Source organism: Ottowia oryzae (assembly GCF_003008535.1).
GTDB classification, from domain to species: domain Bacteria; phylum Pseudomonadota; class Gammaproteobacteria; order Burkholderiales; family Burkholderiaceae_C; genus Ottowia; species Ottowia oryzae.
The window spans coordinates 2,382,208-2,406,704 of sequence record NZ_CP027666.1 but is presented as its reverse complement, the minus strand read 5'-3'; the positions used below and the strand labels follow the sequence as shown (position 1 = coordinate 2,406,704).

Sequence of the window (24,497 nt, the reverse complement as noted above, 5' to 3'; positions counted from 1 at the left end):
CTTCATTGCGCCGATTCACTATATTTTCAATAGCTGCCAGCGGTTGTGGCGCGGGCGCCAGAGGCCGATTTGACTGCCAACCCGACTGGGTCAGACATCGGCCAGCACCCGCACGTGCGCTTCCACGCTGCGGGCCAGCGCGCTCAGGTTGTAGCCGCCCTCCAGGCAGCTGACGATGCGGCCCTTGGCAAAGCGCCGGGCGATGTCCTTCACGCGCAGGGTCATCCAGGCGTAGTCCTGCTCGTTCAGGCCCAGCTGGCCCATGTCGTCCTCGCGATGCGCGTCAAAGCCCGCGCTGACCAGGATCAGCTCAGGCTGGTGCGCCTCCAGGCGGGGAATCCACATTGTTTCGATCAGTTCGCGGATGTCCATGCCCTTGGTGTAGGCGGGTACCGGGCAGTTGACCAGGTTGGCGTCGGTGTGGGTGGAGCCCCCTTCCGGGTAGAACGGGTGCTGGAAAAAGCTGACCATCAGGATGCGCTCGTCCCCGGCGACGATGTCTTCGGTGCCGTTGCCGTGGTGCACGTCAAAGTCGACGATGGCCACGCGCTTGAGCCCGTAGCGCTCGCACGCGTATTTGGCGGCCACGGCCACGTTGCTGAAAAAACAGAAACCCATCGCCTGATTGCGCGTGGCGTGGTGGCCGGGCGGGCGGGTGCTGCAGAAGGCATTTTCCAGCTCGCCGGCCATCACCGCGTCCACCGCGTCAATCGCCGCCCCTGCCGACAGCAGCGCCGCCCGGTAGGTAAATCGGTTCATGGAGGTGTCGGTGTCCAGCGAATAATGGTCTGGCCCGCCCGCAGCGATTTCCTCGGCCAGTATGTCGCTCAAGCCGCGCAGCGCGGCCACGTGGCGGCGCCCGTGGGCCAGCAGCAGCTCGCCCATGGCGGCGGGGGTGGCTTCGCGCCGCTCCAGCGCATCGCCCACGCCGGTGATGAGCAGCCTGTCTTCAATCGCGTCCAGCCGCTCCGGGCATTCGGGGTGCCCCGCGCCCATCTCGTGCTTGCGGCAATCGGGATGTGTGAAAAACCCGGTTTTCCCCACGCTTGTCTCCTGTTTCACAATACGGCATCGAATATCCGTTACCTTCCTTTCATGGACGTGACACAGAAAATCAAGGCCGTTTTAGATCAGCTTAACACGGTGATGGTGGGCAAATCGGCCCAGGTACAAGACGGCGTGGCCTGCCTTTTGGCGGGCGGCCATTTGTTGATCGAGGACGTGCCCGGCGTGGGCAAAACCACCTTGGCGCACGCGCTGGCGCGCACCTTCGGGCTGCAGTTTTCGCGGGTGCAGTTCACCGCCGACCTGATGCCCAGCGACTTGTCCGGCGTGTCGGTGTACGACCGCGGGCAAGAGCGCTTTGTCTTTCACCCCGGCCCGGTGTTTGCGCAAGTGCTGCTGGCCGACGAGATCAACCGCGCCAGCCCCAAGACGCAAAGCGCGCTGCTGGAGGCCATGGAAGAAAAGCAGGTGACCGTGGAAGGCGAAACGCGCCCACTGCCCTGGCCGTTCTTCGTGATCGCCACGCAAAACCCGCATGACCAGCTGGGCACCTACGCCCTGCCCGAATCGCAGCTGGACCGCTTTCTGATGCGCATCAGCCTGGGCTACCCCGACCGCGCGGCCGAGCGCGAGCTGCTCAGCGGCCACGGCCGCCGCGACATGCTGGAAACCCTGCCCGCCATGCTGTCGGTGCAGGACCTCACCGCGCTGCAGCATGCCGTGGGCCAGGTGCACGTGGCGCCGCCGCTCTTGGACTATGTGCAGGATTTGATCTCTGCCACGCGCTCGGGCCGTTGGTTTTTGCAAGGCCTGTCGCCGCGCGCCGGTATCGCGCTGATGCGCGCCGCGCGCGCGCAGGCCCTGATCGCGGGGCGCGACTACGTGGCGCCGGACGACGTGCAGGCCATCTTGCCGCAGTGCGTGGCGCACCGCATGGTGCCCGTCAGCGACGCTGGCCGGGGCGCGGTGGAACAGGTGCGCGCCATGATCGACGCCGTGCCCCTGCCCTGATGGGCGGCTTGCTCACCCCAAGAAACCGGCGCCAGCGCTTGCGCCACCAGCGCTGGCAGCTATGCAATTGATAGTAATTTCAAGCCAGGCAGGCGCGGCCACGCCGCCACGCCGAACTTGTGGCGCCCAGGGCGTCTAACCCTTGCCGCCGCGGCGCGCCGCCTTTCCAAAAACAACGCCATTCATGCCCTCAGCGCAAGCCAGTCCAGCGCCAGCAGCTATCTCTTCAGTAGCAACCGACTTGCCTTGGTGGGCCCTGCGCGCCCGTGCGCGCCAACGGGTGCGCGCCTGGTGGCACAACCGACTGCCGCTGCGCGACACGCAGGCGCTGACGCAGCGCAACGTCTACATCATGCCCACGCGGGCCGGCTGGATGCTGGCCGCCACGCTGCTGGTGCTGCTGATTGCGTCGATCAACTACCAGCTGAACCTGGGTTACCTGCTCACCTTTCTGCTGGCCGGGTGCGCGGCGGCGGGCATGGTGGTCAGCCACAACACGCTGCGCGGGCTGACCTTGCAGCTGCAGCCGCCGCAGCCGCTGTTTGCCGGCGGGCTGGCCACGGTGGATGTGAAGCTGATCAACGCCCGCAAGACGCCCCGCTACGCCATCGGCGTGGCGCTGCTCGACCACGACGCCTGGTCCTGGGCCGACGTGCCAGCGGGCGGGCAAAGCACGGTGCAAGTCAGTTTTCAGCCCGCGCGGCGCGGACTGCACCCGGTGCCCACGCTGCGCGCGGAAACGCGCTTTCCGCTGGGCACCTTTCGCGTGTGGACGGTGTGGCGCCCTGCAGCGCAGGTGCTCGTATACCCCAAGCCCGAGCCCACCCCGCCCCTGCTGCCGCCCGGCGAGCCGCGTGCGGGCGCCGGCGTGGCGGGCAATGCGCGCAGCACGGGCGAATTCGACGGCGTGCGCGCCTACCAGCGCGGCGACCCGATGAAGCTGGTGGTGTGGAAGAAGTTTGCCAAGTCGGGCGAACTGGTCTCACGCGACACGCAGCACATGCAGCGGCAAGAGCTGTGGCTGGATTTCGCCCGCGCCGGCTTGCTGGACGTGGAAGCGCGCCTGTCGCGCCTCACCGCCTGGGTGCTGGCCGCCGACGCGCTGGACCTGGACTTCGGCCTGCGCCTGCCGGGCGTTGAGATCGAGCCCGCCAGCGGCCCCGCCCACCGCCTGCGCTGCCTGGAGGTGCTGGCCACATGCTGAACGCCCCCGCCAACGCCGCTGCGGCGCCGCGCCCGTCCTGGCGCGCGCGCCTGCAACACCTGCCGCGCGACACGCGCGACACGCTTTTCCTGCTGGTCGTCATCGGCTGGGTCATCTTGCCGCAGGTGGGCAACCTGCCCATGTGGTGCGTCGCGCTGGCCGCGGGCGTGCTGCTGTGGCGCGGCTGGCTGGCGCTGAACAACAAGCCCCTGCCCTCGCGCTGGTGGCTGGCTGGCCTGCTGCTGATCACCATGGCCGCCACCTGGGCGTCGCACCGCACGCTGCTGGGGCGCGACGCCGGGGTGACGCTGGTGGTGGTGCTGATGGCCCTCAAGACGCTGGAGTTGCGGGCGCGGCGCGACGCGCTGGTGGTCTTCTTCCTGGGCTTCTTCGCGATGCTCACCAACTTCTTCTATTCACAGTCGCTGCTCACCGCAGCGGCGATGGTGATCGCCCTGCTCGGCCTGCTGACGGCGCTGGTCAACGCGCACCGCCCGGTGGGCCAGCCCAGCCTGCGCGAATCGGCCGCCATGGCGGGCAAGATGGCGCTGGCCGGCGCGCCGGTGATGCTGGCGCTGTTCGTCTTCTTCCCCCGCTTCGCGCCGCTGTGGGGCCTGCCCAGCGACGCCTTGACGGGCAAAAGCGGCCTGTCGTCGCGCATGGAAGTGGGCAGCATGGCCCAGCTGGCGCTGGACGAGCGCGTTGCGCTGCGCGTGAAGTTTGAAGGCGCCCCGCCTCCGCAGAGCCAGCTGTACTTCAGGGGCCCGGTGCTCAGTCAGTTTGACGGGCGCAACTGGACGGCCAACGCCGGTGGCGAAAGCCTGGGGGCCACCACATTCGCCCCCGGCCCGGCCGACCTGCAAGTCCGCGGCGCGCCCATCCGTTACCAGATGACGATCGAGCCCAGCCAACAGCCGTGGCTGCTGACGCTGGACGTGGCACCCAAGTCGCCCGAATTGCCCGAGGGCCGCCGCGCCCGCATGACGGCCGACATGCAGTGGCTGACCTATCGCCCCATCACCGACCTGCTGCGCTACAGCGCCGAAAGCTACGCGGACTTCCGCTATGGCCTGAAGGGCTGGGATGGCCGCGCGCGCCCCAATCTGCGCGAATACCTGCGCCTGCCGCCGGGGCTGAACCCGCGCACGCAAGCCTTGGCGGACCAACTGCGCACCCAACTGGGCGACGCCGACGCTATGGCCTACGTGCGCGCCGCCTTGGAGCGCCTGCGCACCGGCGGCTACACCTACACGCTGGAGCCGGGCGTTTACGGACAAAACACGGCCGATCAGTTCTGGTTCGACACCAAAGAGGGTTTTTGCGAACACATCGCCTCCGCCTTCGTGGTGCTGATGCGCGGCGCCGGCGTGCCCGCCCGCATCGTCACGGGCTTTCAGGGCGGCGAGCTGAATGGCGTGGACGGCTACTGGACGGTGCGCAACGCCGACGCGCACGCCTGGGCAGAGGTCTGGACGGCCGAGCGCGGCTGGGTACGCGTGGACCCAACCGGCGCTGTGTCGCCTGGGCGCGTGGGCCAGTTCCAGCGCCTGCGCGCGCCCGACGGCGTGGTGGCCGGTGCGCTGGGCACGCTCAGCCCGACCTTGCTGGCGCAGCTGCGCGCCACTTGGGAAGCCGTGAACAACAGCTGGAACCAGTGGGTGCTGAACTACACCCAAAGCAGCCAATTCGACCTGATGCAGAAGCTGGGCTTCTCCAGCCCCAGCTGGGAAGACCTGGTCAAGATCCTGGCCGGGCTGCTGGTCGTTGGGGCCGTAGGCGGCATGGTGTGGGCGCGCTGGGAGCGCAGCCAGCAAGACCCGTGGCTGCGTTTGCTGCACACGGCGCGCCAGCGGCTGGCGCAGGCCGGCATCGCGACCGCGCCCCAGGCGCCGCCGCGCGAGCTGATGCGCGCCGTGGCCGAAAGCGATTTGCCACCCGAGTTGCGCGCTGACTTGGCCGCCTGGCTGCAGGCGCTGGAACGCCAGCGCTATGCGCCCGCCGGCAACGGCGGCGCGGCGGCCAGCCTCGCTACACTTGCCCGCGAATTCCAGCAAATGGCCTGGCCGCGCCCCGAACGGCCGGCGCCCACCTGATTTATCCGCTCCACACCATGCGCAGTCTGTCCCGGCGCGGCCTCTCCGGCCTGGCCCTATCCACTCTTTTTTTGATAGCTGCCGGCGCTGGTCCACGAAGCGCCAGCGCCCAAAATCGTTCTAAACGCGCAGGGGGCGGCGCCCGCGTGGCAGACGACCAGCTTTACGCGCTGCGCGACGATGCCATGCGCTTTGCCGACGACCTGGCCGCCCGCCGCGGGCTGGACCCGCTGTGGGTGCGCAACGCCATCGGCCAGGCTGTCTTTTTGCGCAACGTGCCGCGACTGATGCTGCCGCCCGCGCGTGGCGGCGCCAAGAACTGGCGCGTGTACCGCAGCCGCTTCATCGACCCAGTGCGCATCCGCGCGGGTGTGGATTTCTGGCAGCGCAACCAGGCCACGCTGGCGCGCGCGCAGTCGCAGTTTGGCGTGCCGCCCGAGATCATTGTCGGCATCGTCGGGGTGGAAACGATTTACGGCCGCAACGTGGGTAACTTCCGCGTGATCGACGCGCTGGCCACGCTGACGTTTGACTTCCCGCCGCAGCACCCGCGTGCGCAAGCGCGGCAGGCTTTCTTTCAGGACGAGCTGGAGCAGTTCCTCACCCTGTGCCAGCGCACCGGCATGGACCCGATGAGCCCGCTGGGCAGCTACGCGGGCGCCATGGGCCTGCCGCAGTTCATGCCTTCCAGCTGGGTCAAGTACGCGATCGACTTCGACGGCGATGGCCGCATTGACCTGTGGAACAGCGAGGCCGACGTGATCGGCTCGGTCGCCAACTATTTCCGCGCTTTCGGCTGGCAACCCGGCATGCCGACGTACTACCCGGTGCGCCTGTCACCCGACGCGCAGATGGACACCCTGCTCGCCCCCGACATCCTGCCTTCGTTCAGCCCGGAAAGCTTCATCGCCAAGGGCGCCATGCCCCTGAACGGCGGCGCCAGCCACTTCGGCAAGCTGGCCTTGGTCGAGCTGCAGAACGGCGACCCCAGCGTGCCCGGCAACGAGCCGCAGTACATCGCCGGCACCGACAACTTCTACGTCATCACCCGCTACAACTGGAGCAGCTACTACGCCATGTCGGTGATCGACCTGGGCGACGAGGTAGCGCGGGCGCTGGGCAAATAGGGCTGAACACGCGCGCCGCGCTATCCAGCGGACGTGGCGCGGCGCTTCTCCCACCAGGGCTGAGCGATATCTTCGGCCGACTGGGAGACCAGAACGTCCAGCCGCTCCGCCTCACAGCGCTGCAACGCGGCCTTTGATTTTTCGTCCGGAAGGTCTTCCAGCTGCAGGCGAACGGAGTCGCGCAGGTGCCGGCGCGCCAGCTCCACCGCCTCGTCTACCGTCGACTCGCGCCCACCGTCCAACACCACCTCCGAGTGCCGCGCCACCACCAAGCCGGACTGCGGATCGATCAGCGCCACCAGATGGGTTTGCGCGGGGGGATCGGTCCGCTTGATGGACTTGGGATCGCGCCTGAAGTTGAACGGCCGTAGGTTCGACTCCGGTTCCGACCACCATTCCGATACCACCAGCCCGCGTGCGCCCACACCACGCGCCCGGTGCTGCACCGTGAACTCGACCATGCGGTCATTGCTGATCAGGTTGGTCAGGTTCCAGTAGTTCTGGGGCCTCTCCAGATTTTGCGTGCGCTGCACACCATGCTCATCCAGATAGGTGTAGCTGCGAAAGGAGATATCGACAAAGGTCGGCTCTTTGTCGTACACCCGAAAGGTCGACAACTGGGTGTGCGCCCATGTCGCGACAGGCGCGGTACGCACCACGAACGTTGAGTGCAAACCTGCCCAATAAGTACCCGTTTGAGCTTGCTCAACGATCACCCACTCGAACTGATTGAACTGCTGCGGCACGGCGCCCCCCGGTTGATTCAACGCAAACGAGTATCTGGTCACCCACGGCACGCGTCAATAGCGCGTCCAAGCTACGGCGCCGCGCTGCCGCGGATGCGCGGCAGGATCGCAATGCACGATTTGGCTGACCATCCGCACGCCGGCCGTATGGCCCCAATAGCCCTGGGTACCTGGCAACCTCCGTCCCGAAGCGCCACACCGGCGGAACGGGCGCCGGCCCAGGAATACTTACGTTTCAGGCACCAGAAAATCCTTACTGACGTGCGCGCCCAGCTGGTTGACCCGATCCAAAAACTGCGTCAGGAAAGCGTGCAGCCCGGTGGCCAGGATTTCGTCGATGTCGCCAAAGCGCAGGTCGGCCCGCAGGCGGCCTGCGTGGCGCATGGTGGGGCCTTGCGGGTCGGCGCCCACCAGCCGCAGGTTGCCCACCACTTCCGAGATGCAGTGGTGCAGCGAGCGCGGCATGTCGTGCCGCAGGATCAGCAGCTCGGCCACGCGCTCGGGCTCGACCACGTCGCGGTACACCTTGCGGTAGACCTCGAAAGCGCTCACGCTGCGCAGGATGGCGGCCCAGTGGTAGAAGTCGTATTCCAGGTCGCGCTCGCTGGCGGTGCCGAAGAAGTCGCTTTCGACGGCGTGGAACTTCACGTCCAGCAGGCGCGCGGTGTTGTCGGCCCGCTCCAGGAAGGTGCCCAGGCGCAGGAAGTGGAACGATTCGTCCTGCAGCATGGTGCCCAGCGTCACCCCGCGCGACAGGTGCGAACGGAACTTGACCCACTCAAAGAACTCGCCGGCATCGCGCTCGAACTCGCCCGCGCGGCGCATGCGCACGATTTCCAGCCAGGTCTGGTTCAGCGTTTCCCACACCTCGGTGGTCAGGGTGCCACGCACGGCGCGGGCGTTCTCACGCGCCGCTTTCAGGCAGGTCATGATGGAGGCTGGGTTGTCTTCGTCCAGCACCATGAAGTTCATGACGCCCTGGGCGGTGACTTCGCCATAGCGCGCGGTGTAGGTCGGCAGCAGTTCGCTGAGTGACAGGATGCCCACCCAGCCGTATTCGGACACGGCGGCCGACTGCGGCAGCAGCGAGGTTTCGTAGTGCACGTTGAGCAAACGTGCGGTGTTCTCTGCCCTTTCGGTGTAGCGCGACATCCAGAACAGGTGATCGGCGGTTCGGCTCAGCATCTCGTTGTCTCCCTCAAGCTTCCAGAACCCAGGTGTCCTTGGTGCCACCACCTTGCGATGAGTTGACCACCAGCGAGCCCTGCTGCAGCGCCACGCGCGTCAGCCCGCCGGGCACCATCTGCACTTCCTTGCCGGACAGCACGAACGGACGCAGATCGATGTGGCGCGGGGCGATGCCCGCATCCACGTAGGTGGGGCAGCTCGACAGGCTGAGCGTGGGCTGCGCGATGTAGCCGCTGGGGTTGGCCAGCAGCGCGGCGCGGAAGGCCTCGACCTCGGCGGCGCTGGCGGCCGGGCCGACCAGCATGCCGTAGCCGCCGGCGCCATGCACTTCCTTGACGACCAGCTCTTTGAGGTGCGCCAGCACGTACTGCAAGTCCTTCGGATCACGGCACATGTAGGTGGGCACGTTGTTCAGGATGGGCTTTTCGCCCAGGTAGAACTCGATCATCTTGGGCACGTACGGGTAGATGGATTTGTCGTCCGCCACGCCGGTGCCCACGCCGTTGCAGATGGTCACGTTGCCGGCGCGGTAGGCGCGCATCAGGCCCGCGCAGCCGAGGGACGAATCGCTGCGGAACACTTCCGGGTCCAGGAAGTCGTCGTCCACGCGGCGGTAGATGACGTCCACGCGCTGCGGCCCGCGGGTGGTGCGCATGTAGACGAAGTCGTCGCGCACGAAAAGGTCTTGCCCTTCGACCAGCTCCACGCCCATTTGCTGGGCCAGGAAGGCGTGTTCAAAGTAGGCGCTGTTGTACATGCCGGGGGTCAGCACCACCACCGTGGGGTTGGCCGAGCCACCGGGCCCGCTGTCGCGCAGGGTTTCCAGCAGCAAGTCGGGGTAATGCGCCACCGGCGCCACCTGGTGGCGGGCAAACAGGGCTGGGAACAGCCGCATCATCATCTTGCGGTCTTCCAGCATGTAGCTGACGCCGCTGGGCACGCGCAGGTTGTCTTCCAGCACGAAGTAGTCGCCCGTGCCGTCGGCCTGGCCGGCGCGCACCACGTCCACGCCCGAAATGTGCGAATAGATGTTGTTGGGCACGTCCACGCCCTGCATCACCTTGCGGTATTGGGCGTTGTTCAGCACCTGCTCGGCCGGGATGATGCCGGCACGCAGGATGTCCTGGTCGTGGTAGACGTCGTGGATGAAGCGGTTGAGCGCCGTCACGCGCTGGGCCAGGCCCCGCTCCAGATGGTCCCATTCCGCAGCAGGGACGATGCGCGGGATCAGGTCGAAGGGGATAAGCCGTTCGGTGCCAGAGCCGTCCTCGTCCTTGGCGCCGTACACGGCGAAGGTGATGCCCACGCGGCGAAAGATGACCTCTGCCTCTTCTCGGCGGGCGCGCATCTGCTCGTCGCTCTGCCCGGCCAGCCAGGTGGCGTAGGTGCGGTAGTGCGATCGCACCGCGGAAGAAGCGTAGGCCTCGGGCAGCGCCGTGTGTGTAGCCAGCGCTTCATACATTTCATCGAATGGGTGCATCCCTGATCTCCTGCTGCTAATGCCAGTTCGCTGTTGTAGGCGTGTGACAGACAGGATAGCAAGAAGGGCGCCAACTCTTGCTGACGCGCGCCGAGCCGCATCATGGAGGCCACGTCATGGCGGCATGTGCTGCCAGTAACGGCGGCGCAGCGTACGTTCGCACACTGTCGCGCCCGGCTTCGCACTGTTCCAGTGCATCGCACCACAATGAGGCGAATCGCTCACCGCCGTGGCGCGTTCGGTGTAGCGCGACATCACCGCTGGGACGGGGTGGCCAAATCGGTTGCGATAGCCGGCCTGCACCCAGGCCACGCGCGGCGCCACGGCATCCAGAAACACCGGCGACGACGACGTGCGGCTGCCGTGGTGGGGCACCAAAAGAAGGTCTGCGCGCAGCGCCGCACCATGGTCGTGCACCAAAGCCTGCTCTTGCGCCGCCTCGATGTCGCCCGCCAGCAGCGCGCTGCTGTTGCGGCCGTCGGCCTGGGTCGCGGCGCGGATGTGCAGCACGCAGCTCAGCGCATTCGGCTTCACCCCCGTGCCCTGGTACACCGCGGGCGTGGGGTGCAGCACCTCGAAGCGCACGCCGTCCCATTCCCAGAACTGCCCCGCCAGGCAGCGCAGCGCGGGCCGCTGCGTTTGCAAGGGGTGCGATGCCTCGATCGACGACAGGAGCGCCGCACCCGGCTGGCTGGCCAGCAGCGCCGGGGCGCCGCCCGTGTGGTCGCTGTCGCGGTGGCTGAGCACCACCGTGTCCACCCGCTCGCCCAGCGCGCGCAGCAGGGGCACCAGCACGCGGTCGCCCGCGTCGCTGTCCAGCGAATAGTGCGGCCCGCTGTCGTAAACCAGCGTGTGCGTGGCGGTGCGCACCAGCACGGCGTTGCCCTGCCCCACGTCGGCGGCCAGCAGCTCGAACTGCCCCGGCACCGGGCGCGCGGGCTGCCACAGCAGCAGGGGCGCCAGCAGCGGCACACCGGCCAGCCGCCACGACAAGGGCCAGGGCATGGCCAGCAGCGCCCCGCCCAGCACCGCCGCCACGGCCACCACCAACGGCGCCTGCGCCACCGCCACGCTGGCGCCGGGCCAGGCTGCCAGCCATTGCAGAAAGGCGATCAGGGGCCACAGGGCCCAGGCGGCCGCCTGCCACAGCGGTGCCCACAGCGCGCCCAGCACCGCCAGCGGCGTGACCACCGCCGTCACCCACGGGATCGCCAGCAGGTTGGCCAGCAGCCCGACGGCCGAGGCCTGCCCGAACAGCAGCAGCGTGAGCGGGGTCAGCGCCAGGGTCACCACCCATTGTTCGCGCAGTAAAGCCTTCAACCTGCCTCCAGCGCCCGTTGCAACTACGCTGGCAGCTCCTGAATCGGTAGCAAAAAGCACCCCGACGGCGACAAAGCTGAGCCAGAAGCCTGCCTGCAGCCAGGCCCACGGGTCGAACGCCAGCACCAGCGCGCAGGCCAGCAGCCACGTCAGCCACCACGGCCAGCGCACGCCCACCAGGCGCAGCGCCGCCAGCGTGGCCAGCATCAGCACCGTGCGCTGCGCAGGAACGCCCCAGCCGCTGAACAGCGCGTAAGCCGTGGCCAGCGCCACGCCACCCACCAGCGCCGCGTGCGGCGCGGGCCAGCGCAGGCTGGGGTTGAGGCGCGGCGGCCAGCCCCAGCGCGCGCTGCGCCGCCACAGCCAGCCCACCACGGCCGTGGCCAGCCAGGCGAACATGGTGATGTGCAGGCCGGAAATGCTCATCAAATGCGCCACGCCGGTGGTGCGAAACAAATCCCAATCGGCCCGCTCGATGGCCGCCTGGTCGCCCGTGAGCAGCGCGGCCACCACGGCGGTGCGCCGCTGGGCAGCGGGGTCGGCCGAGGGCGCGGCGGTGGCCAGGATGCGGTCGCGCACGGTTTGGCGCAGGCGTTCGACGGCGTGGCCCTGGCGGGCGGCCAGCCGCACGGGCGCTGAGTCGTGCGGGCCCGCGCGTACGTAGCCGGTGGCGCGCACGCCCTGCTCCCACAGCCACAGTTCGTAGTCAAACCCATGCGGGTTGAAGTTGCCGTGCGCAGCCTTCAGCCGCACCGTGATCTGCCAACGGTCGCCCGCATGCAGATCGGGCAGCGGCGACGCGGGCGTGCGCGGCGCGGCTTCGTCGGCGCCGCCGCGAAAGCCCTCGTCCGCGCGGTACCAGCTGATCAGCAGTCGCCCGGGCAGCGCCACGGGCTGGCCGTCCTGCGTGGCGTGCTCCACGTCAAAGAAGAAGCGCAAGCCGAGTTCGCCCACCTGCGGCATGCGGGACACCACACCGACGATCTGCAAGTCTTGCCCCTCCAGTACGGGGGCGATGGCCGGGAGCTGCGCGGCGCGCCAGCCCGTCTGGGCCAACGCCATCAGCGCGGCGGCCAAAGCCGTGGCCAGGCAGCCGGCCCAAGCCGCATGCAGGCCCCGCCGTCTCAGTAGCCACCAGCTGCCCACGCCCAAGCAGGCGCCCAGTGTGCCCAGCCCCAGGTACACCGCCGAAGCCCACAGATCCGTCTGCTGCAGCTGCAGCGCCGTGCCCGCCACCCAGCCGATCAGCGCGGCGGGCAGCGCGCAGGCCAGGCCATGGGTGTTGCCCGCAGGCGGCTGGCGCGCAGCGCGATGAATGCGGTGGTGCGCAGCGTTATTCATCCGCTATGCCATTGATAGCTGGCCGCGCTGATCCGGTCTGGGCTGAAAGCCATTTTTCTTCTGAAATGCCTTCCCTTAGCCTTGCTGCGCCCCCTCCCGCCGCCTCGCGGCCGCCACCTGGCGCGCAGCTTGCTAGGATGACAGCGTACCGGAACCAAAGGCAACTGCACCATGGCCATTCACGTCGCGCTCACCCACATCACCGACTACCGGTACGACCGCCCCGTCAAGCTGGGGCCGCAAACCGTGCGCCTGCGCCCGGCGCCGCATTGCCGCACCAAGATCCTGTCGTATTCGCTGAAAGTCGAACCGGCCGAGCACTTCATCAACTGGCAGCAAGACCCGTTTGCCAACTACCAGGCGCGGCTGGTCTTTCCGGAACGCACGCGCGAATTGCGCGTCACCGTCGATCTGGTGGCCGAGATGGCCGTCTATAACCCGTTCGACTTCTTCCTTGAGCCATCGGCCGAGCGCTTTCCCTTCACCTACGAAGCGCACCTGCGCGAAGACCTGGCACCCTACCTGCAGGCCGACACCGCCACGCCGCTGCTGGCGCAGTACCTGGCCGGCATCGACCGCACCGAAAAGCCCACCATTGATTTTCTGGTGCAGCTCAACCAGCGCCTGCACCACGACGTGTCGTACCTGATCCGCATGGAGCCCGGCGTGCAAACGCCCGAGCAGACCTTGCAACTGGCCAGCGGCTCGTGCCGCGATTCGGGCTGGCTGCTGGTGCAACTGCTGCGCCACTGCGGCCTGGCGGCGCGGTTTGTCTCTGGCTACCTCATTCAGCTGACGCCCGACGTGAAGTCGCTGGACGGCCCCAGCGGCACCGAGGTCGATTTCACCGACCTGCACGCCTGGTGCGAGGTGTACCTGCCCGGCGCCGGCTGGATCGGGCTGGACCCCACCTCAGGCCTGCTGGCGGGCGAAGGGCATATCCCGCTGGCCTGCACGCCGCAGCCGTCCAGCGCCGCGCCCATCGAAGGCATGGTGGAGTTTGCCGAAGTCGACTTCGGCCACGACATGAAGGTGGTGCGCATCCACGAATCGCCGCGTGTCACCCTGCCCTACAGCGACGCGCAGTGGGGCGACATCCTGGCCGCAGGCGACGCGGTCGATGCCCAGCTGCAAGCCGGCGACGTGCGCCTGACCATGGGTGGCGAGCCCACCTTCGTCGGCGTGGACGACCCCGATGGCCTGGAATGGAACACCGCCGCGCTGGGCCCCACCAAGCGCGTCTTCGCACTGGACCTGCTCTACCGCCTGAAAGACCGCTACGGCCCCAATGGCCTGCTGCACCTCGGCCAGGGCAAGTGGTACCCCGGCGAGCAACTGCCGCGCTGGGCGCTCAGCCTGTTCTGGCGCACCGACGGTCAGGCCATCTGGCACGACCCGCGCTGGCTGGCCGACGAGCGCCAGCCCCACCACGCCACCACCGAGGGCGCGCGCCTCTTCATCGAGGCGCTCGCCACGCGCCTGGGCGTGGGCACCTCCACCGTGCGCCCGGCGTACGAAGACGCCTGGCACTACCTGAACCGCGAGCGGCAACTGCCCTTCAACGTCGACCCGTACGACAGCCGCCTGGACGACGAGGCCGAGCGCGACCGCCTGCGCGACGTCTTCACCCAAGGCCTGGGCCAGGTGGCGGGCTATGCGCTGCCGCTGCACGCTTCATCGCAACTTGAGAACCTGCCCGACCCGTGGCCGTCGGCCGATGGCCAGCGCCCACGGTGGCTGAGCGCGCGCTGGTGGTTCCGCGGCGACCGGCTGACGCTGGTGCCGGGCGATTCGCCGATGGGCTTTCGCCTGCCGCTGGCGAGCCTGCCGTGGGTCAGCGACGAAGACCTGGCGCGCCATCTCGACCCTGATTCCTTTGAAGAAAAAGAGGCTCTGGCGCCCGAGGACATTGCGCCAGCAGCTACAGAATCAGGAGCAAACGAGGACGAGACACAAAACGGTTTGGACCCGCGCGACCGCGCCCCCCAGCGCAAGGAATCGGCCGCGTGGGTGCCGCGCACCGCGCTGGTGGTGGAGGCGCGCGACCCGGTGCGCGGCCACACCGTGCTGGAGTACTTCCCCGAAATCGAAGGCGACGACGACGCCGCGCAGGCCCAGCGCGCCGCCGTCGCGCGCCACCGCGCCGCCTTGGCCCGCTTTGCGCCCAAGGAAGGCGCATCCCGCGTGCTGTACATCTTCATGCCGCCGCTGGAAAAGCTGGAGGACTACCTCGACCTGGTCGCCGCCATCGAAGCCACCGCCGCCCAGCTGGGCCAACCGGTGGTGCTGGAAGGTTACCCACCCCCGCGCGATCCGCGCGTGAAGATGCTGCAGATCACGCCCGACCCAGGCGTGATCGAGGCAAACATCCAACCCGTGACCAGCTGGCGCGATCTGGTGGACCACACCGAGTTTCTGTACCAGGCCGCGTTTGAAACGCGCCTGTCGGCCGAGAAATTCATGACCGACGGACGCCACACCGGCACCGGCGGCGGCAACCACATCGTGATGGGTGGCGCCACCCCGGCCGACAGCCCCTTCCTGCGCCGGCCCGACGTGCTGGCCAGCCTGCTGGTGTACTGGCAGAACCACCCCTCGCTGTCGTACCTGTTCAGCGGCATGTTCATCGGCCCCACCAGCCAGGCGCCGCGTGTGGATGAGGCCCGCGACGACCAGCTGTACGAGCTGGACATCGCCCTGCAGCAGCTGCGCGCCGCGGCCGGCGTGCCCGCAGGCGAAGTGCCCAGGGCCGATGCCGTGCCGCCGTGGCTGGTCGACCGCACCTTGCGCAACCTGCTGGTGGACGTCACCGGCAACACGCACCGCAGCGAGTTCTGCATCGACAAGCTCTACGCGCCCGAAGGCCCCACGGGGCGGCTAGGGCTGCTGGAGATGCGCGCTTTCGAGATGCCGCCGCACGCGCGCATGTCGGTGGTGCAGCAGCTGCTGATCCGTGCGCTGCTGGCGCGCTTTTGGCGCCAGCCGTACACGGGCACCCCGGTGCGCTGGGGCAATGCGCTGCACGACCGCTTCATGCTGCCCGCGTTCATCAAGGCCGACTTCGAGGGCGTGATCGACGAGCTGCAGCAGGCCGGCTATGCGCTGGATGCCGCGTGGTTTGCCCCGCACCACGAGTTCCGCTTTCCGCTGATCGGCGAGCTGGCCCTGCCCGGCATGCGCCTGACGCTGCGCCACGCGCTGGAGCCCTGGCACGTGATGGGCGAGCAAAGCAACGGCGCCACCACGGCGCGCTACGTCGATTCGTCGGTGGAAAGGCTGCAGGTGCAGGTCAGTGGCTTCAACGCCAAGCGCTACGTACTGGCGTGCAACGGTCGCGCCGTGCCGCTGCAGCCGCTGGGCAAGGAAGGCGAATTCGCCGCAGGCGTGCGCTTCAAGGCGTGGAACCCGTGGTCTTCGCTGCACCCGTCCATCCAGCCGCAAGGCCCGCTGACCTTCGACGTGATCGACACCTGGAACCAGCGCTCGGTGGGGGGCTGTCAATACCACGTGGCGCACCCCGGCGGGCGCAACTACCAGACCTTTCCGATCAATGCGTACGAGGCCGAAAGCCGGCGCCTGGCGCGGTTCTCGGCCGTGGGGCATTCGGCCGAGCCGTCCGCGCTGACCGTGCAGGATGCCGAGCGCGCCGGCAGCCGCGAGTACCCCTACACGCTGGACCTGCGCTGGGGCGCATTGCCGGCACGGTGACGCCGTCAGGGTTGCCTGGTGTCCGACAGCCGGGCTCACCTTGATCGGACACAATAGGCCGGGTATGCCTGCATCGGACGAATTGAGCCAGTTGCGCACCCAACTCCACATCGAAACGGGCGCCACCTTCCCCCGCGCGGACGACGCGCACTTTGACGAGCTGCACGGCCTGCGCGCGCGCTTGGCCAGCGGCATTGACGCGCCCCAGGCCGCGCTGGTGCCGGCCTGGGCGCGCTTCTTCAGGGCGCTGGGCCCGGCGGGCTGGGCGCAGCTGGACCAGCGCGCCAGCCGCCTGGCGCGGCAGCTGCGTGACAACGGCGTGTCCTACAACGTCTACACCGACGATGTGCAGCTGCAGCGCCCGTGGGCGCTGGACATGTTCCCCCTGCTGATCACGCCGGGCGACTGGGCGCGCATCGAAGACGGCGTGCTGCAGCGCGTGCGCGTGCTGGAAGCGGTGATGGCCGACGTGTACGGCGAGCGCCGCCTGCTGCGCGAAGGGCTGGTGCCACCCGCGCTGGTGCAAGGCCACCCTGACTACCTGCGCGCGCTGCACGGTGTGCGGCCGGTGGGCGGCCAGCACCTGCACATCGTCGCGATGGACTTGGCGCGCGGGCCCAACGGGCATTGGTGGGTGGTGTCGCAGCGCACGCAGGCGCCCTCGGGCCTGGGCTATCTGCTGGAAAACCGGCTGGCCGTGTCCAGCCAATTCGCCGAGCCGTTCGAGGCGCTGAACGTGCGCCGCCTGGCCGCCACCTACCGCAGCTTCATCGAAGGCCTGAAGGCCATGGCGCCCAACGGGCCGGACGCGCACGTCGCGCTGCTGACCGCCGGGCCGTACAACGAGACGTACTTCGAGCAGTCTTACCTGGCGCGCTACCTGGGCGTGACGCTGGTGGAAGGCACCGACCTGACGGTGCGCGGCGAACGCCTTTACCTCAAGACCCTGCACGGCCTGCGGCCGGTCGATGCGCTCATCAAGCGCGTGGACGACGCCTGGGTCGACCTGCTGGAGATGCGCCCCGATTCGCGCCTGGGCGTGCCCGGGCTGGTGCAGGCAGTGCGCTCTGGCAACGTGCTGATGGCCAACGCGCTGGGATCCGGTTTTCTGGAATCCAGCGCGCTGCTGGGCTTTCTGCCCGCCCTGGCCCGGCGCCTGCTGGGCGAAGAGTTGCGCCTGCCCGCGCTGCACACCTGGTGGTGCGGCGAAGAGGCGGCGATGCTGGAAGTGCTGCCGCGGCTGGCGCAGTCGGTCATCAAGCCCACCTACCCGTGGTCACTTTCGCGCGGCACGTTCGAGGCGGGCGTGGGCCCCTTGATGGGGCCGGGCCAGCTGGCGTCGTGGGTGGACCGCATCCGCCACGCGCCCGACGAACACACGGTGCAGGCCTACCTGCCGACCTCGCAAACGCCGGTGTGGCGCAGTGGGCCGCAGGGCTCGCACATCGCCATGCGATCGGCCATCCTGCGGGTGTTTGCGCTGTCGGACGGCTCGGGCGGCTGGCAGGTGCTGCCCGGCGGCATGGCACGCCTGGTCGGGGGCGACGCGGGCATCGCCAGCATGCAAAGCGGCGGCTCCAGCGCCGACGCCTGGGTGGTGGACGACCTTTCGCCCGCCGACGAAACCGACCACGGCATGCTGGCGCCCTACGTGGCCGCCGCCACGGCGCCACCGCTGCCCGCCGCGCGCGAGCGCCTGGTGACCAGCCGCGCGGCCGAAAACCTGTTCTGGCTGGGCCGCTACACCGAGCGCGCAGAAAACGCCGCCCGCCTGGCGCGCATCACGCTGGATGCGCTGCACGGCGAGGAAGAACCCTCCCCCGCCATGCTGATGTGGCTGGGCCAACTGGCTGAAAGCGTGGGGCTGACCGCCAAGGGCGAACCCGACCCGCTGCAGTGGCGCACCGAATTCGAGCGCCTGCTGATCACCCACTTGGGCGACACGCAAACGGTGCCCAGCGTGGGCTTCAGCCTGTGGTGGCTGCGCAGCGCCGGCGCCACCCTGCGCGAGCGGCTGTCCACCGAGCACTGGAACTTCATCAAGCAGGCGCAGGAGCAATTCCGCGAAGACTGCGACGCACTCACACGCTTTGACCCGCCCGCCGCCTCCGACGCGCTGGCCGCGCTGGACCGCCTGAGCAAGAACCTGGCGGCCATCACCGGTGCGCAGCATGACCGCATGTGGCGCGACGACGGCTGGCGCCTGATGTCGGCCGGGCGCCAGCTCGAGCGGCTGAGCTTTCTGACCGACGCGCTATCGCGCGGCTTCTACACCAACGCCGTGCACGACGCGGCGGGCTTTGGCGTGTTGCTGGACGTGTTCGATTCGGCCATCTCGTTCCACTCGCGCTACCAGCGCAGCCGCGAGATTCCCGCCTTGCTCGAACACGTGGTGCTGAACTACCAGAACCCTCGTTCGCTGGCGTGGGTGGCGCAAACGCTCAACGGCCGCCTGGCTTACCTGCATGAGCGCGAACCGGTGGGGGTGCAAGACCTGTCCAGGCGGCTGCGCCAGCCCGACGTTGGTGCGCTGGCCACGCTGTGTGAGTCCGACGCCATTGGCGACTTCGTCCACCTGCAGGATCTGCTGCGCGAGATGAGCGACACGGCGGGCGAGCTCTCCGACGCCATCGCGCTGCGCTACTTCAGCCACACCGAGGATGCTCGGCGCAGCCTGGGTGCCTGATGCGGTGTGAACGCATGGCCATGAGCCCTCAACCCGCCCCCTCGACGCCGCGCGCACGCAGCCAGGCCGAAGCGGTCCGCTGCCACGGCTGCGCCCTGCGCGTGCGCGGCGCGCCGGTCCACGGCCTTGCGGGGCAGCTCGCACCCCATCACGCCCACTGAACCCATGCGCCTGTCCGTCACCCACGATACGCGGTACGACTACCAACCGGCAGTCGCGACCGCCCTGCACCTGATCCACCTCAGCCCGCCCAACACGCCCCGGCAAACGGTGCTGGATCACCGCCTGGACGTGCACCCCGCGCCCACGGCGCGCAGCGATTCGCTGGACGTGTACGGCAACCGCCGCAGCGTGGTCGAGCTGGACCGCCCGCACGACGGCCTGCTGGTGCGCGCGCGCAGCATTCTGGACACCACCGCCCCGCCCCATGCGCCCAGCACCATCGCCTGGGAGGCCGCGCGCGACGCCTTCACCTACCACGCGGGCCACACCTACGGCGCGTCCAGCGAATTCGTCTTTCCGTCCGTCTACGTGCATCCGGGCGACGCTTTTGCGGCGTACGCCCAAAGCTGCTTCACACCCGGGCGGCCGCTGATCGAGGCGGGGCGCGCGCTGATGCACCGCGTGCACACCGAATTCACCTACCGCGCCGATGTGACCGAAATCAACACGCCCGCCGCCGTGGCGCTGCAGCGGCGCGAGGGCGTCTGCCAGGATTTCGCCCACGTCATGCTGGCCTGCCTGCGCTCGCTGGGGCTGGCCGCGCGCTACGTCAGCGGCTATCTGCTGACGCAGCCGCCGCCCGGCATGCCGCGCCTGATTGGCAGCGATGCGTCGCACGCCTGGATCTCCGTCTTTCTGCCCGACCTGCCCGATCCGTCCGGGCAGGAAGGCAGCGGCGGCATGGGCGCCTGGTACGACCTGGACCCCACCAACGCGCGCGACGGCTGGAGCACCCCCGGCGAGGACTACATCCGCCTGGCCGTGGGCCGCGACTACGCCGACGTTTCCCCGCTGCGCGGCGTGATCCGCGGCGCGGGCGAACACCGCCTGCACGTGGGCGTTACAGTCGAGCCGTTCCAGGCCGACCAGCTGCCGCCCGACGGCGTTTCGGCCTAGCCCCGCTGGCGGCGGCCGGCGCCCCGCCTGGGGTTGTGCCTAAAGGTCAAGCGCCCGCGACGCACCCCGCTTTTCACCCCATCTCCACCCCATTCAAAGGTTAGATCATGAGCATTCAAAGCCAACTGGACCAACTCGGCATCGCCCTGCCGCCCGTCGCCGTGCCCGCCGCCGCCTACGTGCCCTTCGTGCGCACCGGCAACCTGGTTTTTCTCTCGGGCCACATCGCCCGCAAAGACGGCAAACCCTGGGTTGGCCGACTGGGGCAGGACATGGCGACCGCGCAAGGCGCCGAAGCCGCACGCGCGGTGGCCATCGACCTGATGGGCACCCTGAAGGCCGCCGTGGGCGATCTGGAGCGTGTGCGCCGCATCGTCAAGGTCATGAGCCTGGTGAACAGCACGCCCGACTTCGTCGAGCAGCACCTGGTCACCAACGGCTGCTCTGAATTGCTGGCCCAGGTGTTTGGCGAACGCGGCGCCCACGCCCGCAGCGCGTTTGGCGTGCCCACCCTGCCCCTGGGCGCCTGCGTCGAGATCGAGCTGATCGCCGAAGTCGAGTAAGCCAGCTGGCCTGGTACTGGCCAGGCTTATGCAAGCGAAAGATGGCTCCAGCGCCCGCCCGACCAGCGCTGGTCGCTATGGTTTTTGAGTATTTGGCCTAGCCAGCTGCGCACCTACCAATACCCGGCATCCGCCGGAACGCTGGGCGCTCCGCCGCCAAAGCCCCCGCCTCACTGCGTGGCGGCCGCTTTCAGGCCACCTGCTTCTCGCTGCGAATCGCAATGCCCTTGATCTGCCCCGCCTTGGCCGTGGCCGGCCGTTGGGGCGCCGGGTAGCGCGCGGCGTCCAGCCGGTGCAGCAGCTCGGTTTCGCGCACCTGCGCCAGCGCCACGTTGGCCAGCTTGACGTGGCCGTACCCGCGCATCGACAGCGGCAGCGCCGCGATCTGCGCCATCAGCGCCCGATTGCCCGCCGTCAACTGCGGCAGAAGCTCGCGCACGCGCGCCTCGAAACGGGCGATCAGCTCTCGCTCCATGCGCCGCTCGTCGGTGCGCCCGAACGGGTCTAGCGCGCCGCCGCGCAAGCCCTTGGCCTTGGCCAGCAGGCGCAGGGCTTTCCACAACCAGCTGCCCAGCTCCACCTTGCGCGGCGGCTCGCCGTGCTGGCTGCGGCTGAGCACCGGCGGGGCCATGTAGAAGGACAGGCGCACGTCGCCTTCAAATTGCTGGGCCAGCGCTTTTTCAAAGTCGCCGTCGGTGTACAGGCGGGCGACTTCGTATTCATCCTTGTAGCTCATCAGCTTGCGCAGCGAATTCGCTACGGCGCGGGTCAGTGGCATGGCCGCATCGGCTGGCTGTAGGGCTTGCTCGGCCGCGTACACCTCGCGCACCAGCTTGGCGTAGCGTTCGGCCCAGGCGGCGTTCTGGTAGGCCGTCAAGTGGTTCATGCCTTGGGTGATGACGGCATCGATCGATTCGGCCGCCACGGGCGCGGGGCGCACCTGATCGCCGAGCAGCGCTTCGCACGCGCCGGGGTCGGCGGCGGCCAAGCGGCCAAGCGAAAACGCCGCCACGTTGGCTGCCACGGCCACGCCGTTCAGCTCGATCGCGCGCAGCAGCGCCGCCAGGCTGACGGGCACCAGCCCGCGCTGCCATGCGTACCCCATGGCCAGGATGTTGGCGGTGACGGTGTCCCCCAAAAAGTCGTTGGCCAGCGTCTGCGCGTCAAACGTTTCTACGCGGTCTTCGCCCGCGGCAAAGCGCAGCTTGCCCAGCAGCAGCTCGGTTTTCAGGTCCGCATCGGGGTTGCGCAGGGATTCGGCCACGGGCGTTTCATGCACGTTGGCCAGCACGCGGGTGCGGCCGTGTCGCACGGTGCCCAGCGCCTCGGGCTGGGCGGCCACCACGGTGTCGCACGCCAGCAGGGCGTCGGCCTGCTGGGTGTCGATGCGCACCTGGTTCAGCCGCTCGGGCACGTCGGCCAGCCGCACGAAAGACATCACGGCGCCACCTTTTTGCGCGAAGCCCATGAAGTCCAGCACGCTGGCGCTTTTGCCTTCCAGGTGCGCGGCCATGGCGATCACGGCGCCTACGGTGACCACGCCCGTGCCGCCCACGCCGGTGACCAGCAGGTCGTACGGCCCCGTCCAGTCGTGCGGCTTGGGCTGCGGCAGCCCGTCCACCAGCCGGGCGAAGGCGCCCTGCCCGGCCTCGCCCGCCAGGGCGCCCGCGCGCTTGCGCAGCTTGCCGCCACTCACGCCGACGAAGCTGGGGCAAAAGCCCTTGGCGCAGGAATAGTCCTTGTTGCACGCGGTCTGGTCGATCTTGCGCTTGCGGCCCAGCGGCGTCTCATGCGGCAGCACGGCCACGCAGTTGCTTTGCACGCTGCAGTCGCCGCAGCCTTCGCACACGGATTCGTTGATGAACAGGCGCTTGTCCGGGTCCGCCAGCTCGCCCTTCTTGCGGCGGCGGCGCTTTTCGGCGGCGCAGGTCTGCTCATAGATCAGCACGGTGACGCCATCCACCTCGCGCAGCTCGCGCTGCACGCGGTCCAGCTCGGCGCGGTCGAAAAACTGGGTGCCGGCGGGAAAGCGGCCTTTCTGCGTGTCGTACTTGGCAATGTCGTCCGACAGCACCACCACCTTCTTCACGCCCTCGCTTTCCACCTGGCGGGCGATGGCGTCCACGCTGATCACGCCGTCCACCGGCTGGCCGCCGGTCATGGCCACAGCATCGTTGAACAGAATCTTGTAGGTGATGCGCGCCTTGGCCGCCACGGCCTGGCGAATCGCCAGGTAGCCCGAGTGGTAGTACGTGCCGTCGCCCAGGTTCTGGAACACGTGCGGCATGCGCGTGAAGCGCGAGTGCGACACCCAATCCACCCCTTCGCCGCCCATCTGGATCAGCCCGGCCGTGTCGCGGTCCATCCAGTTGGCCATGAAGTGGCAGCCGATGCCCGCCTTGGCCGTGGAGCCCTCGGGCACTTTGGTGGACGTGTTGTGCGGGCAGCCGGCGCAGAAGTACGGCATGCGCTTGACGCTGTCCGAATCGTTGCTGAGCAGCTCAGGCAGCGTGAAATCGCGCACATGCGCGCGGCGGTCACTGAACTGCGCCGGAAAGTGGCGAATCAGCCAGTCGGCTGTCAGTTCGATCAGGCGCGAGGGCCGCAGTTCGCCCAGGGCGCCCACCAGCGGCTGGCCCTGCGCGCCTTTCTTGCCCAGGATGGCCGGGCGCAGGCCGCCAGGGGCGTTGTAGAACAGCTCGCGCAGCTGGCTTTCCACCACCGCGCCCTTTTCCTCGACGACCAGTATTTCTTGCAGGCCGTGCGCAAAGGCCAGCATGCGCGTGCTTTCCAGCGGAAAGCTCAAGCCCACCTTGTACAGCCGCACACCCGCAGCGGCCAGCATGTCGTTGCTGATCTCCAGCCGGCGCAGCACCTCCATCAGGTCGTAGTGCGACTTGCCGCAGGTCACGATGCCCACCGTGGCGTGCGGCGATTCAATGACGTTGCGGTCAATCGAATTCACAGCCGAAAAGGCCGCCACCGCTTGCAGCTTCTGCGCCAGCCGCTCTTCAATTTGTAGCGATGGGAAATCCGGCCAGCGGTAGTGCAGACCGCTGGCGGGCGCCTGGTGGCCCGTCAGCGCGCGCACTTCGTCGGCGCTTTTCCAGGCCGCCACGCGTTGGTTGATGGCATCCAGATCGACCGTGGCGCCGCTTTCCACCACTTCCGACAGCGATGTCAGCCCCACCCAGTTGCCTGAGTAGCGCGAAAGCGCCCAGCCGTACAGCCCGAATTCCAGATGCTCGCCCACCGTGGCGGGCGCCACGATGGGCATGTGGTACGCCTGCAGCAGCTGGTCCGACTGGTGCGGCATCGACGAGCTGACGCAGCCGTGGTCATCCCCCGCCACCACCAGCACGCCGCCGTGGGGCGAGCTGCCGTAAGCGTTGCCGTGCTTGATGGCGTCGCCCGCGCGGTCTACGCCAGGGCCCTTGCCGTACCACATGGCAAACACCGCGTCGCAGGTTTTCTCGGGGTCGCTTTCCACGCGCTGGGTGCCCAGCACCTGCGTGGCGCCCAGTTCTTCGTTGATGGCGGGCACGAAGTTCAGGCCCTCGTCGCGCCAGGTTTTGCCAGCCTTCCAGATCTGCTGGTCCACCATGCCGAGCGGCGAGCCGCGGTAGCCGCTGACGAAACCCTGCGTGGCCAGCCCGGCGGCCTCGTCGCGCCAGCGCTGCATCAGCATCAGGCGCACCAGGGCCTGCGTGCCCGTCATGAAGACCTGGCCTTCGCGCGCCCACAGGTTGTCGCCCAGGCGGTAGTCGGGGCGCTGGATGGGGTGGTCGGCCGCGCGCGCCGCGTCGGCTGCATCAACGGCTACATCAACGGCTGCGTCACCGGCGACAGGGTTGGCCGCTTCGCGGTCGGCGGCGTGCATCGTGGGCTGGCTCATGGCTTGTCTCC

General features: G+C 68.6%; 14 protein-coding genes. 8 read left to right on the top strand and 6 right to left on the bottom strand.

The window, feature by feature from the left end; genetic code table 11:
• Positions 1-90: 90 nt before the first annotated feature.
• Complete coding sequence (locus C6570_RS11065; RefSeq protein ID WP_106703255.1) at positions 91-1,044, bottom strand: histone deacetylase family protein; 954 nt, start codon at positions 1,042-1,044, stop codon at positions 91-93.
• A 51-nt stretch (positions 1,045-1,095) separates the two neighbouring features.
• Between C6570_RS11065 and C6570_RS11060 the strand changes: the two genes are divergently transcribed.
• The 4 genes from C6570_RS11060 (at position 1,096) to mltB (ending at position 6,440) form a co-directional block, all read left to right on the top strand.
• Positions 1,096-2,016: an AAA family ATPase gene (locus C6570_RS11060; protein WP_106703254.1), complete on the top strand. Its 921-nt coding sequence runs from the start codon at positions 1,096-1,098 to the stop codon at positions 2,014-2,016.
• A gap of 184 nt (positions 2,017-2,200) precedes the next feature.
• Entirely contained in the window at positions 2,201-3,220 is a 1,020-nt protein-coding gene (locus C6570_RS11055; protein ID WP_106703253.1) for a DUF58 domain-containing protein, read from the top strand.
• On the top strand, positions 3,214-5,313 hold the full coding sequence (locus C6570_RS11050) for a transglutaminase TgpA family protein (RefSeq protein ID WP_106703252.1): 2,100 nt from the start codon (positions 3,214-3,216) through the stop codon (positions 5,311-5,313). The genes C6570_RS11055 and C6570_RS11050 overlap by 7 nt, the downstream gene beginning before the upstream one ends.
• A gap of 17 nt (positions 5,314-5,330) precedes the next feature.
• Complete coding sequence (gene mltB / locus C6570_RS11045; RefSeq protein ID WP_106703251.1) at positions 5,331-6,440, top strand: lytic murein transglycosylase B; 1,110 nt, start codon at positions 5,331-5,333, stop codon at positions 6,438-6,440.
• Between the two features lie 20 nt (positions 6,441-6,460).
• Here the strand turns inward: mltB and C6570_RS11040 are convergent, their stop codons facing one another.
• From C6570_RS11040 to C6570_RS11025, 4 genes are all read right to left on the bottom strand, one after another.
• Positions 6,461-7,186, bottom strand: a complete 726-nt coding sequence (locus C6570_RS11040; protein WP_123812252.1) for a hypothetical protein — start codon at positions 7,184-7,186, stop codon at positions 6,461-6,463.
• Positions 7,187-7,414: 228 nt separating this feature from the next.
• Positions 7,415-8,371, bottom strand: coding sequence for an alpha-E domain-containing protein (locus tag C6570_RS11035; protein WP_106703249.1), 957 nt, complete (start codon positions 8,369-8,371; stop codon positions 7,415-7,417).
• 13 nt (positions 8,372-8,384) lie between these two features.
• Positions 8,385-9,854: a circularly permuted type 2 ATP-grasp protein gene (locus tag C6570_RS11030; protein WP_106703248.1), complete on the bottom strand. Its 1,470-nt coding sequence runs from the start codon at positions 9,852-9,854 to the stop codon at positions 8,385-8,387.
• A 114-nt stretch (positions 9,855-9,968) separates the two neighbouring features.
• Positions 9,969-12,515 (bottom strand): DNA internalization-related competence protein ComEC/Rec2, encoded by a 2,547-nt coding sequence (locus tag C6570_RS11025; RefSeq protein WP_106703247.1) that lies wholly within the window; start codon positions 12,513-12,515, stop codon positions 9,969-9,971.
• A gap of 171 nt (positions 12,516-12,686) precedes the next feature.
• Between C6570_RS11025 and C6570_RS11020 the strand changes: the two genes are divergently transcribed.
• The 4 genes from C6570_RS11020 (at position 12,687) to C6570_RS11005 (ending at position 20,591) form a co-directional block, all read left to right on the top strand.
• Positions 12,687-16,223 (top strand): transglutaminase family protein, encoded by a 3,537-nt coding sequence (locus C6570_RS11020; protein WP_106703246.1) that lies wholly within the window; start codon positions 12,687-12,689, stop codon positions 16,221-16,223.
• A gap of 64 nt (positions 16,224-16,287) precedes the next feature.
• Positions 16,288-18,909, top strand: coding sequence for a circularly permuted type 2 ATP-grasp protein (locus C6570_RS11015; RefSeq protein ID WP_106703245.1), 2,622 nt, complete (start codon positions 16,288-16,290; stop codon positions 18,907-18,909).
• A 165-nt stretch (positions 18,910-19,074) separates the two neighbouring features.
• The gene (locus C6570_RS11010; RefSeq protein ID WP_211297588.1) at positions 19,075-20,028 is read left to right on the top strand and encodes a transglutaminase family protein; all 954 of its coding nucleotides are present in this window, start codon (positions 19,075-19,077) and stop codon (positions 20,026-20,028) included.
• A gap of 107 nt (positions 20,029-20,135) precedes the next feature.
• A complete protein-coding gene (locus C6570_RS11005) occupies positions 20,136-20,591 on the top strand; it encodes a RidA family protein (protein WP_106703244.1) in 456 nt (151 codons plus the stop codon).
• A gap of 190 nt (positions 20,592-20,781) precedes the next feature.
• Here the strand turns inward: C6570_RS11005 and C6570_RS11000 are convergent, their stop codons facing one another.
• Positions 20,782-24,486 carry an indolepyruvate ferredoxin oxidoreductase family protein gene (locus tag C6570_RS11000; protein ID WP_245896168.1) on the bottom strand — a complete coding sequence of 1,235 codons (3,705 nt, stop codon included), beginning with the start codon at positions 24,484-24,486 and terminating at the stop codon, positions 20,782-20,784.
• Positions 24,487-24,497 lie beyond the last annotated feature (11 nt).